This window comes from Flagellimonas spongiicola, from assembly GCF_023502425.1.
GTDB lineage: Bacteria > Bacteroidota > Bacteroidia > Flavobacteriales > Flavobacteriaceae > Flagellimonas > Flagellimonas spongiicola.
This window is the reverse complement of sequence record NZ_JAMFMA010000001.1, coordinates 156676-173072: the sequence shown is the minus strand read 5'-3', so window position 1 is coordinate 173072 and position 16397 is coordinate 156676. Positions and strand designations below refer to the sequence as shown.

General features: G+C 36.7%; 17 protein-coding genes. 2 read left to right on the top strand and 15 right to left on the bottom strand.

The features are described 5' to 3' along the window. Window positions 1-4 precede the first annotated feature (4 nt). The 14 genes from M3P19_RS00855 to M3P19_RS00790 all read right to left on the bottom strand — a co-directional run bounded on the left by M3P19_RS00855 (window position 5) and on the right by M3P19_RS00790 (window position 14053). Window positions 5-622 (bottom strand): hypothetical protein, encoded by a 618-nt coding sequence (locus tag M3P19_RS00855; RefSeq protein WP_249655721.1) that lies wholly within the window; start codon window positions 620-622, stop codon window positions 5-7. 33 nt (window positions 623-655) lie between these two features. After that, window positions 656-3616 carry a tape measure protein gene (locus tag M3P19_RS00850; RefSeq protein WP_249655720.1) on the bottom strand — a complete coding sequence of 987 codons (2961 nt, stop codon included), beginning with the start codon at window positions 3614-3616 and terminating at the stop codon, window positions 656-658. A gap of 113 nt (window positions 3617-3729) precedes the next feature. Then, window positions 3730-4119 carry a hypothetical protein gene (locus tag M3P19_RS00845; protein WP_249655719.1) on the bottom strand — a complete coding sequence of 130 codons (390 nt, stop codon included), beginning with the start codon at window positions 4117-4119 and terminating at the stop codon, window positions 3730-3732. Window positions 4120-4148: 29 nt separating this feature from the next. Then, a complete protein-coding gene (locus M3P19_RS00840) occupies window positions 4149-4970 on the bottom strand; it encodes a hypothetical protein (protein WP_249655718.1) in 822 nt (273 codons plus the stop codon). Between the two features lies 1 nt (window position 4971). Continuing rightward, window positions 4972-5250, bottom strand: coding sequence for a helix-turn-helix domain-containing protein (locus M3P19_RS00835; protein ID WP_249655717.1), 279 nt, complete (start codon window positions 5248-5250; stop codon window positions 4972-4974). 93 nt (window positions 5251-5343) lie between these two features. Then, the gene (locus M3P19_RS00830) at window positions 5344-6192 is read right to left on the bottom strand and encodes a hypothetical protein (RefSeq protein WP_249655716.1); all 849 of its coding nucleotides are present in this window, start codon (window positions 6190-6192) and stop codon (window positions 5344-5346) included. Between the two features lie 45 nt (window positions 6193-6237). After that, the gene (locus M3P19_RS00825) at window positions 6238-7521 is read right to left on the bottom strand and encodes a tyrosine-type recombinase/integrase (RefSeq protein WP_249655715.1); all 1284 of its coding nucleotides are present in this window, start codon (window positions 7519-7521) and stop codon (window positions 6238-6240) included. Window positions 7522-8086: 565 nt separating this feature from the next. After that, window positions 8087-8740, bottom strand: a complete 654-nt coding sequence (locus tag M3P19_RS00820) for an exonuclease/endonuclease/phosphatase family protein (protein WP_249655714.1) — start codon at window positions 8738-8740, stop codon at window positions 8087-8089. Window positions 8741-8779: 39 nt separating this feature from the next. Next, window positions 8780-9034, bottom strand: a complete 255-nt coding sequence (locus M3P19_RS00815; RefSeq protein ID WP_249655713.1) for a hypothetical protein — start codon at window positions 9032-9034, stop codon at window positions 8780-8782. A 76-nt stretch (window positions 9035-9110) separates the two neighbouring features. Beyond that, on the bottom strand, window positions 9111-9929 hold the full coding sequence (locus tag M3P19_RS00810) for a hypothetical protein (protein ID WP_249655712.1): 819 nt from the start codon (window positions 9927-9929) through the stop codon (window positions 9111-9113). Between the two features lie 81 nt (window positions 9930-10010). Then, a complete protein-coding gene (locus tag M3P19_RS00805; RefSeq protein ID WP_249655711.1) occupies window positions 10011-10727 on the bottom strand; it encodes a hypothetical protein in 717 nt (238 codons plus the stop codon). Between the two features lie 174 nt (window positions 10728-10901). Beyond that, complete coding sequence (locus M3P19_RS00800; protein WP_249655710.1) at window positions 10902-11672, bottom strand: LytR/AlgR family response regulator transcription factor; 771 nt, start codon at window positions 11670-11672, stop codon at window positions 10902-10904. A 13-nt stretch (window positions 11673-11685) separates the two neighbouring features. Next, a complete protein-coding gene (locus M3P19_RS00795) occupies window positions 11686-13458 on the bottom strand; it encodes a tetratricopeptide repeat protein (protein WP_249655709.1) in 1773 nt (590 codons plus the stop codon). Window positions 13459-13480: 22 nt separating this feature from the next. After that, window positions 13481-14053 (bottom strand): hypothetical protein, encoded by a 573-nt coding sequence (locus tag M3P19_RS00790; RefSeq protein WP_249655708.1) that lies wholly within the window; start codon window positions 14051-14053, stop codon window positions 13481-13483. Between the two features lie 313 nt (window positions 14054-14366). Here M3P19_RS00790 and M3P19_RS00785 point away from each other — a divergent pair, with 313 nt between their 5' ends. Next, window positions 14367-14654: a DUF2188 domain-containing protein gene (locus M3P19_RS00785; RefSeq protein WP_249655707.1), complete on the top strand. Its 288-nt coding sequence runs from the start codon at window positions 14367-14369 to the stop codon at window positions 14652-14654. Window positions 14655-14797: 143 nt separating this feature from the next. Next, window positions 14798-15103 (top strand): hypothetical protein, encoded by a 306-nt coding sequence (locus M3P19_RS00780; protein ID WP_249655706.1) that lies wholly within the window; start codon window positions 14798-14800, stop codon window positions 15101-15103. Window positions 15104-15126: 23 nt separating this feature from the next. Here the strand turns inward: M3P19_RS00780 and M3P19_RS00775 are convergent, their stop codons facing one another. Beyond that, window positions 15127-16392 (bottom strand): hypothetical protein, encoded by a 1266-nt coding sequence (locus M3P19_RS00775; RefSeq protein ID WP_249655705.1) that lies wholly within the window; start codon window positions 16390-16392, stop codon window positions 15127-15129. Between the last annotated feature and the right edge of the window lie 5 nt (window positions 16393-16397).

The following is a 16397-nucleotide window of genomic DNA, read 5'->3' as shown; positions in this document are numbered from 1 at the left end:
CAATTTAATTTCTTAGATTTTTTATTCCTTTTGAACTTGGGACAAAGCCTTCTTTAGAGATGGAGACCACTCTTAAAAATTTACCCACGTTTTGCCTGCCTTCAAGGCTTGCGTTATGGAAGCCTAATTTGGCCACAATGTGTTTGTATCGATTGAATAACTCTGAAAGCTCCTTTGCGAATTCAAGTGCTTCTCTTTGCCTATTAGTATTGGCAACTACTTCGTATCTACTATATATATCTTCAATATTCCCTTCCGTCATCTCTACCCAAACACCATTTAGTTCAGCATATTCCAATGACCTAAATCTGTTCGCGGAATGATTCAGAGGAGTCTTCAATTCAGATGGATCTATACCCATTGCATCAAAATTGAACTTATCAGTGGCTTTGGGAAAAGGGAATTTTCCTTTTAATTTCTCCAATACATAATCATATCCTTTTTCTAGAATTTCCTTTCGTTGGTTTTCAGTGGGTTCTTCTCCAAAAAACTCATCATATTTTTTGAGTCCTTCATTAATCTCATCCACTTTTTTTGAAACCTGTCCCATTAAAATTCGAACACCATCCATGTTGTGACCCATTACGGGATTTACTTCTTTTTCCTTTACTTCTGTTGTCATTATTTATTACTTAAAAATTTACCGTTTCATTTCCTAATATTGGTCATATCTCTCCTCAATTACTATTTCATTATGGTTGATGACCTTCACATTTTTAAACCCTTCTTCGAGACTTTTTACAATCTCCTTTCTCATCATATTGTTGTTTTTCAATTCTTGATTTTCGGCTTTTTTGATCAGCCACTTATTAATCAAATCTTGTTCTTGTTCTTGAGTTTTAGCAAATCCGTCCTTTAACATATTTTCGGTTTCAGAAGCGGAGTATACATTGGAACCTTTAGGTAAATCCGCAATTACATTTCTTCCCTCAGCCATATACATTTTGCCATCAGGAGTTTGGACTATTTCTTTGAAATTAGATCCTGATTCGTCATTTATTAGTGCTGTACCACCCTCAAAGTTCAACGCTCCTTTTTCTAATGCAGGAATTGTCTGCGCTACAATCAATCCTGTTTGTGCTGCTGCTATTCCAAGAGCTAGAGGAATATTTGTGGCAGAATAAGCTGCGCCTAAAGGCGGGCCAGCAATAGGGCCAAACCCAAAAGGAGGAAGTGCAGCAAAACCAGCTGCGTTCGTATTTATAGTAGATATTGTTCTTGCTAAGTTTATAGCGATTTCTGCTATAGCAAGTCCTTGTTGGGCTAAAAAACCTTGACGCTCGCGTTTTTCCTTCTTTCTTTGTAACCTTTCCTGCTCTTTCTCAAATTTCTCCCGTGCAACCTGTTTTTGTTCCTCGGTATATTGTTCATTGCTGAGAATAGCCTCAAACCTTCTTTGGTTTAATTCAATTTCCTTATCTACTTCTGAGACCCTCATCTGGAAAATTGAATCAATGCTACCCAAGACCAAATCTGCCTTTGCGTCAGCATACTGTTTCTCTAGGTTCAATCTAATGCTCAAACTTTCTTTAATAAGATTAGTCTGCTCACCAGTGAGGGATTCAATGTTCTTAAGCTCCCCGTCACGCAAAGCATTCAAAGCCTCTTGTTTTTGCCTCTCGAATTCGACTTCCTTGTCAGTTCTATTCTTGAGATTTTCCTCGAACCCAGCAGCTAATTCTTCTTGGGTTTCCACCGAAATTATCGAGGCTCCTAAAATACTGGCAACCGAATCCTTTATTTGACTAAGCTCAACCAATCCCTTTTTTAAGTTGTCAACACTCCTTTTGGCCTCATTTATTTGCTGATTATATCTACTATACTCATCCGAAGTTGTCGCCAGTCGATCCCTCTTATCGGTTAACTCATTAATTATTGCGCGATAACTGGCAATCGAACCAGACAATGTTGTTTTTGCCCGACTAAAGGTTCTGTTCGTTTCCTCGGTTGCTTTATTGACCTTCCTCGTTTCTTCAGGTAGCTTTCCCGTGGTTGCGATTTGCTCCAAAGTCTCAATTGCTTTTCCGTATAAAGACATTTGCTCTCCCGCCCTTTTTGCTGTTTTTTCTTGTTCACTGAATTTGCCAGTAACTGTATTAAAAAAGTTGGTTAAAACAGACTTAGATTGTTCATTGGTGACTTTAGACAGCTCCTCTCCCCAATCCGAAATAATTGCTTTATACCTTGGAATTAAGTTGTTAGCAGCATCCTTAAACGAGATGTTCAATCTCTCGGATTCATCCTTAACTGCAATTATTGCTGTAGAAATTCCTTTTATTTCACCTTCTGCTTGTTTGTTGCTAAATGTTTTATTTAGTTCATTTAACCCGTTTAAGACATCAGTGACACTGTTGAAAATATCTTTGAACACATTGGATATAATACCTTCACCACCTTCTACATTGCTTAAAAATTCCTTCCAAGCATTTCCAAGTCGAGTTTGAGAAGCGGCAAGATTATCCACCCTTTCAACAAGGTTTAGGTTGTATGTCTTTTCAAGTTCTTTTGCGAATCCAGGAAGCACTTCATCAGAGAGCACATTTCCCAATTCCAATTGCTTACTCAGTTCTTGGGTCGTCAAGCCCATTGATTTGGCCAAAATTTGGAACGCCCCTGGAAGTCGCTCACCTAACTGACCCCTGATCTCTTCAGCTTGAACCTTCCCTTTTGAAAGTATCTGTTCCAATGCCCTGAAAGCGCCATTTATGTTGTCCGTACTCAATCCCAATACCCCACCAGCTTTCGCAACTTGACGGAAGATATTGTTGATTTCTTCCATTGTAAGGTTGGTGGTTTTGGCGGCGGCTAAGAATTTTGTGTATCGTTCGGTAAGAACAAATATGTCTTGACCGGATTCTTCAGCTACATTCCCAAGGAATTCCTGTGCAGCATTGAACTTCTCCTGCGTTTCTGTCACTTGTTGCAGGGCAAGGTTAAGCCCATCTATTGCCTTGACCTGTTCAAATACCTGTCTTGCTATCTCAAAACCTGAGTAAACACCTAGCACCCCAATGAATGACCTTAAAGCAAAACTTGCCTTACCCAATGCTGAAGAATAGTTACCGACATTCCTTCTAAAGTCATTTGTAGCCCTATCCGCTTTCCTTACGCGTCTATCGAGTTTATCAAATTCCTTTTGGGCTTGCCTTATCGCCCTGTTGTTTCGGATATTGGCAGCTTCCAGATCCTTTAGTTTTCGTGCTGCCTGCGCTCTTCTGGTTGTAAGTTTCTGATACGCCCCAACTAGTTTTGAGGACAATATGGCCTCATCGGTCAATGCTTTATTGTTCAATCGTTGCTCGACCCTTAGTTTCGCCAAGGCTTTTGCATTGTTTGATTCGGCAGCAGCCAATTGGGCTTTTTTTCGCGCAACGTTCCCCGCTAATCTCTCAGCCTCGCGATTAGCTGCGTTTAAGTCCGAAATCCATTTGGAAGACTCTTGCGCTCTTTTTGGCAATGAAGAAGGAACGGGATTGGTAAAAGGCTTTCCTGTGAATTTGTTTACGTTATTGGCTATCTCAATTATTTTGGCATTGAGTTCCGTCATATCACTTATAGCCTCTTTTAATTCTAGTCTTGCTTTTTTAACTATCAATACTTCTACCGCTTCTGACATATCTTTCTTTGTTTGATCGGTTCAATACATCCCGACTATTACTTTTAATATTTAATTATCTAATTTTCAATACATTACAATACTGGTTGACGGTTTGGTTGATTTAATACCTGTTATCTATATAGGTCTTCCGTATCGCTTTTGTTCCAGGCATAGCTAAGTTCTATTTCCAACAATCTCTTTTCTTCTTCTAATCCAACTATCTTATCCGATACCAATTTTGTGGCATATCGCTGTAACCTTATTGCGGTGTCACTCCTCAACCTTAGTCCAATTGCTATTGTTTCTTCTAAAGTGTAAACCTCCAACTGTCTTCTCTTACCGTCTTTTGCAAGTGTTCGAATTTTCGAACCGTTTACCAATCCGTCCTGCTTTAGCTTTTTGATATTGTCATGTAGGGTGATTTTTGGAACTTCATATAGTTCCTCTATTTGTGAGTTGGTAGCGAGTACTTCTCCACCGCTTTTGATTCCAAAGTTTTTGAATGCTGTCATCTCCTTCATTTTCTAAACTTGCTTTTTTTTGTTACCTACTATAAACACACACTAGTCAATTCTATCTTAGGACTATACTCATGATATATACCTTTAAAGCCTTGATGGAAACCACCAATGCCAGAAAGTGAGTTTTGATGCTCGATATATTCACAGTCATTTGTATTAGGGCATTTTAAGAATGAGATTCTTTGCTGCTGTATTAGTCCTAGTTCAATAAGTTTCAATTTGAAATGTTTGCCACTGTTCGCATTACAATCTGAAGCTATTTGGCTATCTTTGAGTATCTTATGAAAGGACAGATTGGAGATGGTGCTATATGAACGATATTTAGATTCTAGCTCCTTTATTGTAATGCCGCGACGTAGCAGCTTTCTGCAAATCCTGTAATCGCTTTTGGATAACCAACGGCCTTTGGAGTGTGTTCTCAGTACCTCTATCCGTTTAGCTTTTCTCTCAATCTGTCTTTCTTGTTTCTTTAATCTTGAATGCACCCTTACAAATGCTGAGCATATTTTGGTATCCGTGAACTTTTTATGCACCTGTATTGGGATTAACTTAGTCTTACCTATCCCCGGGAGGTGTTTGGAACTCCATTTACGGCCATGTATGGCTATATTGCCATTGTGATGGATACTCACCATCCCCAATTCCAATAAAGTTGGGAGATACTTCTGAATAGTAGTGCGGGACAGGCCCGTCGCTTCCTTTACTGTGACGACCGAGCCTTTCTTCCCCACTTTCTTTATGACAACATTTGGTTTGGATGACCGCAGCGTTGCGAAGAATGCAACAAGGCCATCACCTCCCTCATTGAACAAAAAGTCATATTCAATGTTTGTAACATATACTTTCTTCATCCTAGGAAGCTCTTTTGTATTTTATTGATTTAACTTCCTTGCAGACCCGATTAAACTCCGTATCTGTAATCAGGTATTTAGTGGAGAATTTTTCAGCTTTTATTCTACCATCTCTAATGGCATTGATGATGGTTTGTTCACTCAAGGGAGTGACATCCGCCAACTGTTTAGGGGAATATTTTTTGACTGATACCTCTTCTGGTATTTTATCGGAAAGTGTTGCGATGTCAGTCTTAAGAGAACTTATCTCGGCTAAAATCGCTTCATATGGATTGTACATAACCTTGAATTTTTAGTTAAACTCAAGGCTAAATTCCTTATTAGGTATAACAATTATTGGTTATCAGTAATGATTACCGAAATCACCGATAGTTTAACATTTAGGTATGAAAAAGTAATCTTCTTTAATTTCTGTGAAGTCTCCATTATTTTTATGCTTGCTCAAATTCTTAGATGATGTACTAATGAACTCTGCCGTCAGTAATTCTGCTGCTAGATTATTTGGAACCCTTACCAGATAACCTTTTTCAACAAGGTCAAAATAGAAAGCGGAGAGATATTTTTGTGATGTCCGATGACCATTTGAAGGTGGAGTCCAACTTTTTGGTTCAAGAGTAAGATAACCATGTTCCAAAAGCAAGGTTATAACCTTTTCATAGTTTGCATTTTCGACAAACAAATCTCTGAAGCTTTTAGGATTAATTTCCTTCGATTCTTTTAATATGTTCTTTATGAAACCCGATACAATAGACCTACTTTTTACAACCACAGATTTAAACCCCTCTCTATCTCCATAATTTCTTGGATTAAGTAGTGAATCTATTTGTTCATTTATTTCGTTCAACCTGGGTTTCAGCTCCAATTCTCCAATTTCCTTCCTAGTGTACCCATCAAGCGTCATATCTTCGACAATTTTCTGGATATGATCAATGTAATCCTTTGCAATAAGTTCAGCCTGTTCCCTTCTATTTGTTCCTACCCACTGTCGTTGATAGGGTTCAAAGTATTTCCTGAATGTTTCTAGAGGAATAAAGTAGCCACTTTTTGTAGTTAAATTATTATTTGATCGACCTATATCACTGGTAGTACAATTATATAGTTCTGCTGTAAATCCTATGACTGAATCAAACGAATCTTTCCTGCTTGATTTTTTAGCCTCTTCAATCCAAAATTCCTCAATCTCAGGACGTATTGTTTCGTTCAGGAAAGTAAATCTTTCCATGGGTTTCATTTTTTGCCAATCAACCTTGGAGAATTTCCCTTTCATTTAATCTACTTTCTTTAAAGGTTTAAAATCTACTTTGAAAACATTTTTCACTGCCTCCGATTTGGCTTCATCGTCTACTTGATAATACTGATTGAGTGTTTTCATGTCCCGATGTCCGGTGATGGAGGCTATTAGCTTATCGCTTACGCCTTTTTTCTTCATCATTGTAATAAATGTCCTTCTAGCCGTGTGACTTGAAATACGCTCATAATATGGCATGGTAGCCCTTATATTTTCTTTCCCTTTGGTTGTTACTTTTTCAACCTCCCAGTCATATCCAGCTTTCTCGAATACCTCTTTAACATACTCATTGTGTTTCTGATTAGCAATGAGTGGCAAACGATAGTCATATTTCCTCAAGATGTGGGTGGCAAGGTCATTTAATGGAATCTTCCTAACTGATTTTTCTGCATCCTTTTCTTCTTTTAGGTAAATCTGGCCGTCAATCACGTTCTCTTCTGAAATCAAGCTCAACTCACCAAATCGCATTCCGGTCATACAGGCAAAAACGAAAACATCACGCACACTCTCCAATCTCTTTCTGGAAAACTCCAGTTTCATTAGATTCTCTAAATCCACCAAGGATAAAGCTAGTTGCTGAGTCACCACAACCTTTTTCTTTTCAAATTTTCGGAAATCCTCTTTGTATGTATAACCATTCTCCAATGCCCAAAACATAAAAGTCTTGAAAAGCCCCAAGTTCCTGGAATATGTATTATTTATGTGTCCGCGCTCATTCATACAGTAGTCAGTGAACTCTGCATGGAACTTTGGTGTTATATTATTAAAGTTGAGTTTGTAACCTCTGGACTTTTCAAAATCCTTAAGTATCCCTAGTATATTATTGTATCTGATGATTGTACTACTAGACCAGTCCCCAACTTTGATTTTATACTGCATAAAAGCCTCATACGCCTCATAGAATAGGTTCTTGTGATTGGGGGTACGCTTGAAGGTCTTGTCAAATTCATCCTTTAGAACCTTTGATGTGAAATCCTCCCCATAAGATTTGCAACGAGCTTGGATCTCATCGAATTTATCCTTGTATCGGTTTATTTGCATTCGTACTGATGAGGCTTGTTTAGCCCTATTGGAACCATGCAGCAGAGGTTGTCTGTTTTTGAAATCCCAACTTTTCGGCTTAATCTTTTCTCCTGTCGAGTAAATGAACTTTTTGTCTTCCAATTTGAAGTAACAAGAAAACAATATTAGACTCTCCTTATTGGATGTCTTTCCCCTGCCTTGAGGATGCTTTAAAAAGAATGTTGATCTAAGTGTTGACATAGCGGTCGACAATTTGGTTGACAGAAAAATTTCGTTTTGAAGTGTTAAAATTCAGTACTGTCAACCAAAGTGAATTTATGAAATGCCTATTAATAAAGGTATTTTGATGGTTGTTAGCTTTCAAGTATTTATTAACAGTTAAATATTACAATACCCTCCGGCTCCACTTCAAAAAGCTACCTTTTGGTAGCTTTTTTTCGTTACGCCTCCGGGGTTCGAAAGCCAATGCGCCAGCTCACTCCTTCGCGTAAAAGGCATATAAGACCTTTTTTAACGTTCGGCCGTCTCCGGCTCCACTTACGCCCTCCACAACTCGAGGTTAAGCGTGAGCATAGGAGGGCTCTTTTATTTTTCAACCTCCTTTTTTGTTCTGAACCCTTGGGATTCCGTGGACCCGGTTCACGGTAGTCCTGTTAAACGTTTTAGCCATGAATTTGATGGCCTATAGTTTAAAATCCGGGAATGGAAAGTTATACAGGGCGTTCAAAGATGTGTAAATAACCGAATCCTTTGAATAGTCTTTGCTACAATACTAATCTGGATATTTTTAATAATCTTTACATCTTTAATTTAGGACGGCTTCTATTTTAATTGGATAGTGATTGCTAGTTCTCCTGCCATAAAACCTTAATACGTCAGTGGTAATTCCATTTGCCTGACAATTCTCATTAATCACGGTATAATCCAATTTCTCATCATTCACTGTGGTAGCCGAGTCAGGTGGAAGAATTTCCAATCCACGGTAATGAAAACCGGCTGGTTCCGTATTCCAATCACCAATTGCGCACTGAAATTCGTTATTTTTCAGCCGATGTATAATGTTTTGACGTTCAGAAGTTTTTTGTGCTGTATTCGTACAAGAAAGATGAAAAGTCGCTACTTTAAATCCTCCAAAAAATTCTACCACCACAATATCCCTTGATTGTTCGGAGGTTCCAACATTCACTACGTAAGTATTTTGGAGTTCAACAGTGGACAATACTGCAATACTCTCTCCATGGCCAAAATAAGTAGTTCCCCTAACGAATAGTATATTAATAAATATATTTTTTCCATACTGTTTTGCTGCAAACTCCAATTTCTGTTCCAAGCCATTACCTCTGCTCGTTATCTCTGAAAGAAACATCACATCAAAATCTTGATTGAATATTGTGGCTACCGAATTAAGTATTTTTTTCGCATTGTTATTTTCCAAATTCCAGTATATAATTTTTGCCATTTTTTTTGATTTATTGATTTATTATGCTGTAACCATGACTTACTGCCAAAAAAGTCCAAAATCATTCAAAGTTCCTGCTTGCTGCACCATCAATACGCGGTTGCCGTTTTCATAATGGATATTTTTACTATTATTTGAACTGGATACGGTAACGGAAGAATTAGTTTTCAACTCTTTTATGCTTGTCTTTTCTTTTCTTGCTCCAACCGATTGCTTTACACTATTATTATCAATAGCTTCATACGAAACTGTAATGGATTCAGGCAATTGATTTTTTATGTTGATTTTTGACATTGTATTAGTATTTAAGTTGAGAGTCTTCATTCATTAATTACTATTTAATAAATGAAGACCTCTAAATTGTCAATTATTAAACATTGAAATAATTCTCAGAATCTTCTACTTGTGTAACTAAATTTCCAGTAACCAACTGATCTACTTTTGCTTTTACCGCAGGATTGTTTAAAGCATCCAGATTAAAGACCGCAACGAATGTATCTGCCTCAAAGTCAAGTTTAAATTTCTCATACTTAATGCAACTTGCTATCGATGTTTTAACATCCTTAAGGTTAAGTGAGGTACTTGTAATCTTGAATTTTGCTATAACTGTATTCGCATCACCTTCTCCAATAACCTCAATGGCCGAAGAAAACATAGTAAATGCATAATTGGTAGCTTTAACATCATGACTAACTTTGATTTGGTCACCTAATGATGTCAAGAAGTCTTGTGTTTTCTTTAATACAGTTGGGTCTTCAATTGCCATTCCCACCGCTATTTCCAAAAACTTTGTTGAAAATGCTACGGTAGTAGTCTCGTCATGATTAGAAGTTTGGGAAGATTTGAATTCCGCTAACAATGGTAAATGCTGGGCTATTTCCAAAATTTTAGTTCCTGGAATATTAAAAGAAGGTTCCGCTTGCCCTTTCATTAATTTATTCGTCACAAGGCTTACAAAACCTTGAAGATAATATCTCGCATCGTCAACTTTCTTTTGGATCTTTGGATCATCAAACAAATTTTTACCTGCAAACACCATTGAAAAAAGACCGTCGGATCCTGTAAAATTTTCACTGCCAGCTGTATCAACAATGGCATTAGATGGTTCAGCAGCAAAAATTGTCATCGCGTTTTCTGCTTTGGCGATGTGCTGCAAATGTTCTTCCTGAACTGCTTCTTTTGTTGTCATAATATGTGATTTAAAGTGTTAATATTCAAATTCTATTGAGAATTGTGTTATCTAGAAACTGAACCATAGAACTAACCATTACTATGGATTGTAATAGTTTCGAGAATTGTGAATGGGGGATAAATCCTTGGTTTTGAACAATCTATCAAGACCTGCTTTTACCTTTGGCTGTTGAAGGCTTTGTAGATTTAAAAGTGCTTCAAAAGATTGAACGTGATAATCAAACTTTACACGTCTACCCTTTTTCATATCACTTTCATAACCGCATTTTTGTAGGTTATCCAAAATCGCCTTCGAAACTTTGAACTTTACCTGAAGTGAATGCGCATTATGTTCAATAGATGCAGAAAGTATGTTAAGCTCATATCCATGTTTGTTATGATTTGCAATTCCTATCTGAGATCCAATATTCATCAAATATCCAATGGTCTTCTTCAAACATTTTTCCGTAGGATCCAGATTATCAATGGTGATATTTAAAAAATCACGAGCAAGGAGGTATATATCTTTTACATTTCTTCGGCTTTCTTGTTTTGAACTGAAACCTGACAACAAGGGTAGTTTTTCAACCACATTCATGATTGAGTTCGTCGTGAAATCAAAGTCATCAGCAGTATTGTTTTCAAGGAGTTTTCGAGTTACCAATGTCCAGTACCCTTCTAAATAGTATTTGGCTATTTTTAGTTCTTCTTGAAGCGCTTTATTTTTTATTTCCGGACATTCTGGAAATACGAAGCAGAACATATTCATGGTGCCTGTATACCTATCTATTGAATTGCAATCTTTTTTCATCTCCATGTTGTGTCAATTGATGAAGCTTTAATTAGCTTCTCATCAAATTTGACAATACCTGGAATTGAATGAAAAATAGATGTGTGAATGAAGGAATTTACTTAGCGAGTAAACCAAAAACCCATGTAAACCAGAATGTAGAAAAGGGGGTTATTGTACGTTTCGCGTGAAAAAGTTGGTTTAAATGGTAGGAAACAACTTGAAAACATCTTCTTTATGCGCTTTACTCACTGGAACTTTCATTTCTCCAACATACAGCATATTACCTGAAAATCCCTTTACCGAATTTATATTTACCACATAGCTCCTATGTGTTCTTAAAAAACGATCAACGGGTAATTGTGCTTCAATTTTATTGAGTCCAACGGAGTACATAAAACGTTCTGTCTTTGTATATACCGAGCAGTAGTTACTATCCGCTTCCAAAAACAGAATCTCTTGTAGTGGTACTCGTTCAAAATAATGGTTCTTTTTTAAAAACAAACTATCTTTTATTTGCAGGACTTGGTTTTGATTTGTAGAAAACTCATGTTTCCCCAGATGGTCTTTTTCGGGTGTTTTATTTGAAAAATTCTTTAGCGCGAGTTCAATAGCAATACAGACCTGCCGATCATTGAAAGGCTTAAGCAGGTAAGCATAGGGTTTCACACTTTTTGCTCTTTCAATCAAATAATCATCAGAATGGGATGTAAGGAAGAGAAATGGGATATCGTAGCTTTCATTGATCATTCGTGCTAGTTCTATTCCATCATGTTCTCCTTTTAGTACAATATCAATCAAAATAATATCCACATCAGGATTCTCCGACAGGAGATTCATCGCGTTATCTGCTGAAGCTGCTATTCCAGTAATTGTATAATTATTATCTCGTAATCTATTTGCAATATCATTTGCTAGAAGTATTTCGTCCTCTACCACTATAATTTTAACCCTTGCTGAATCCTTCACCATCAATTCGATAATATTAAGCCGCTTTTAATTTCATTTCCCAGCGCGTACCTTGTTCGGATATACGCTCTACATTCCCTTCTAGTTGTTCTATCAAGGATGTAATAAGTTTAATTCCAAAAGAGTTTTCCTTTTCAATTTCCTGGGTTGAAAATCCTATGCCATTATCACTAATAGCCAATTCAAGAATATTCGCTGTTTTTTTGACTCTTATATTTAGTATTGGATTCGGAATCCCTTGATAAGCATACTTAAGTGAATTAACTACAATCTCATTGATAATCAATGCCACCGGAATCACTGTATCAATTGATAGACTAACATTGACTATATCAAAACTAGGTTTGAATTTTACACCATAACCATGGAATAGTCCAAGCACCAGATCCTCAATATAATCTTTTAAATAAATACGGGTTTCCAAACCTTCCAAATACAATTTACTATGTACCAAGGATAACGCCTCTACCCTATTCCTTCCCGTCAATACTGCTTCTTGAGCTGGATGACCACTTAGTTCGCGGCTATGGAGATTTAACAAACTTGAAATCATTTGGAGATTATTTTTAACCCTATGATTTAGTTCTTTTAACAGCAAGGCTTTTTCCTTTTCCCGAAGAGCGAGGTCATTATTAGCCATTTTAATCGTTTTAATACTTCTAACAAGTAGAAATGCCAACACTAATAAGATTAAGACTCCGATTACTAGTATGATTACAGTGTTCCTTTGATTGGTGTTAATCGTATGAAGCAATCCTATTTGTGTTTCTCTTTTATCAATCTCATAGCCTGCTTTTAATTGTTCTATTTGTCGAATAGACTCTTTGTTTAACAAACTATCCTGATAAATTTTATTTAATTCTAGATAGGCAAAAGCTTTTTCATAATCATCACTAGTCCTATACAAATCAGACAAGCTTTTACTAAAATCCCGAATTTGTTCTTTAAGGCCTGCAGTTTTCGCCATATCAAGTGCTTCCAACAGTTTATGCTCTGCCATGGTCAAATTGGATTCTTTCTTGTGAATTGAACCCAATTCTGCGAGATAGACAGACGTTGAATAAGGGTCATTTATTGGTTCTAATATCTTAATAGCTTCATTTAAATGATCCTTTGCCTGTTGGAATTTATTTTGGGATGTATATACCATACCTAGATTTCCTAGGGTATAACCCTGCACAATATCATTATTGACAAGTTCATTTCTCGTCAGAGTCTCTTTGAAATATACCTCGGCGCTATCTAGTTTCCCAGCCAACCGGAAAGTTTCCCCAAGATTTAATATGGTTAGTATTTGATTGCCATTAGTATCCGAGGTTTCGTATATTTTCCTAGCCTTGTTCAAATAGGTTATTGCGCTGTTATAATCTCCATCACTAATACTATTGCTCGCCAGTTGTCCGAAGGATGCCGCCTGTTCTTCTGTTAACCCTAAAGTTTCATAAATAGCAAGAGCAGACAGCGATGCCTGTAATGAGGTATTGTTATTTCCTAAACGCCTTTCTACATGGCTAATTTCTTCCCATGCGGCGGCTTCGAGTAGTGGACTTTCTATTTCCTGGGCGATTGCCAAGGCCTCCTTTGCAAATATCAGGGAGGAGTCAATATCCTGGAGATGGTAAGCTCTTAAGCTTAATAGGCGGGACTTTTCTTCTGGAGTAATCCCATCTTGTTGAATAAGAGTTCCAAGACTATCGGAAATTTGAATACTTTGGGAATAGAGACAGCCATTAAAAAGTTGCGTTAGTAGAACAAAAACTATCTTATTCAATACAACTAGGGCTTTCATGAAATACTAATTTGAATTTTACTTAAGGGGTTCCTGTGCCACCGCCAGAACTAATCTTCACCAGAGGGTCTAGCACAAAGTAATACCTACGCTGTCTTTTCTTGCTGACTTTCATTACCATTGAAAACAAAATACTATAAGAGACATTATCGTCTAATTCAACATCTTTGGTAGAAATCCTACATTTCTTTTTTCTATCTGGTGCGATATAAAGTGTTCCATCAGGAGTGTTCTGGACCAATTTTTTATCATAACTAAATATTTTTTTCCAATAGCCTTGAAGCTTACAGTCCTTATCAGTGAAGTCTTTACCTACATTTTTCACCATACAGCATTCCAGTCTTGCATCTTTGAGTATACCATTGTCATCTCCACGTTCAGAAACAAGGCTTATGGTAATATGCGAGTTGGGTTCCAAAACCGGAAAAACGTAGTCACCTATAGTCACAAAATTATCGATTGCGATGGGCTCATATGGCGTGCCAATACCTAAATAACAATCTGTCATGGCCTCTTGCAGAGCAGGCAGTAATATTGGAAATAGTATGGGTTTGGCGTAAATTTTGGTCGGTTTCAATCCTATTTTTATATACATTTGTTTGGTTTTTTAACTATTTGGAAATCAACATTATTAATAATCTTAAACAGTAAAAGATGTGGTTGCTTTCTCACATTTGTTTGAATTTAAGTAAAGAAAATTACTTTATCTAAAGCTTGCTGGTTTTTCTTGAAATTTGGAACATTGATTGTTTGTGTTTTATGAGTTTGTTGGTGTAATATCTAGTCTACCTCCAGCATAACTAATGGAAATAAAGCTCCTCCATCGCTTTGCGCTCAAAAAAATGCGGAGATATGGACTAATATAAAGTGGACGATTACCATTATCTTCGAATTCATAACAATACTCCATGTCCAACGGAAAATCTTGGTTGCGAATCCTTATTGAGCTTATTGAAGTTTTTATCAATAGTAAGGCGAGCAATAAACGCGGTCGTACTTGGCACCAGCATGTAGTCCCCTATGAAGATGGTTGGGCCGTACGCCGTGAGGGCAACAAGCGTGTAACAAGCAAACACCGAAAGCAGAGTACCGCAATACGCAAAGCCAAAAGCCTAGCCAAAAAGTATAAGGCCGATGTTATTATTCATAGAGCCAGTGGTGGGATACGGGAGCGGGTTAGTTATAATGAACCGTGAAGAACAATTAGTTCTGTTGCAGCTTAAAACATAAATTTTCACAACATCACTCATTAAATATTAAAATAAAACTGTTCGGACTATCGTCCGCGGATTTTTAGTTTTTTTCTTTTTCCTTTGACCTTACACCTAAATCTTTACTTATGAAAAACAAAAAACAAATTAGTCTAGACCACTTGGACCTACCTATGGAGGCGTATTTTACTTCTTTGACTTCTAAAAAACAGGGTTATGCCGTTACCCAAATTAGAGTTAAAGGTTATGTAGACCTTCTTTTTAAACTGGAATCCCTATTAAACGTGTGTATTTTGGCCTTGGACAATCCTGAAATTGATAACCATAAGGAAATCCCAGAACCAGCATTGAACATTAAAGCTGTTCTGGAAATTGCCGCACGATTATTGCCCAATGCCGAAGCGGAGTTTTTGGATGGAATAAAAACTAAGTAACACGCTAATTCTATACCTACGGATCAACTCCCATTTTTGGGTTGAAAATTTAACTGTGCCTTATATCCAAATTGAATGGTGAAAAAATTGGCCTTTGAACTTAAGTCACGTGTTCCTTGCTCATAATTAAGGCGAAGGAAAAAGGCATTTTGTTGGTCTTCTTTGTTTGAATAGAAATAGACTTCACCTGTTAATGCGATAGTGTTGAAATTCAAAATTCCGTCATCAAACACATTGTTATTTTGATATCGGTTGTAATAGAAAGCTGTGTTCAAACCAAAATTTGAAAAGCGTTCAATCTGGACTCCAGCACCGAGTCCTATACTAATGGTTGAGACGTTTGACTTGTTCTCAGTAGTATCTCTATTAATCTCGGTAATATCCAAATCTCCTCTTGCCTTCACAAAAAACTTGTAGGGAAATCGCTTATCTACTCTTAATTCAAATACATCAAGTTCTGTGTGTATGTTCAAAAAGGATTTTTGTATTATGCTCAAAGTATCTGTAAGCGGTATTGAAATGGTTCTGTCGTCATTATCAAATCTGGAATAATTGATTCCTGTTTGAACTTTTTTAAACAAATAATTGTACCCTTTAGCCAAGCTAAAAGGATTTAAATAAAATGTACTGTTGCCTTCAAAACTGACAATTCCGTTCGGCGACTCATTGATCAATCCCAAAAAGTCTGAATATATCCGAAAATCTATAACAGATTTTAATCCTTTATTCCCATAAACCTTTGCATCGTTTTCACTACCTGAAATCAGTTCAATTAATTGTTTTTCCACAGTGTAATTTTCCCCATTCTCATAGTCATATTCCAAGAAATCCTGTAATAGTACTTTATAAATATTTCGTTTATTGGAAAATAAATCCTTCTTCCTATATTCCAATTCGAAATCATTGTTGGCAAGACTTTGCATATTTATTGGACGCGTATTCGTAAATACTACACTATCGTTTTTTAATTTTCCTTTGACTCTAATGTCAAAAATGACCCCTTCCCTTATATCTATTTTTACTGATTTTATCTTCAATCTATCCGTAAAGCTGGAATCCAACATATTGGATTTTAAAAATCCTTCATCACTTTCCAATATCACATCCGTGCTATCCTTCTTCAACTTAAATTCACCCAGAACCTCATTGCTGGTCACTTCATAGTTTTTTTCTAGTTTTTCAATTGCAATTTTTACGATACTATCAGATAATTTTTGGGAATCCTCTTGTGAAAACAGCACGCTCGTTAAAAGGCATAGTACAATCGCTGTGAAAATTTTTGGTTTCATGGTCT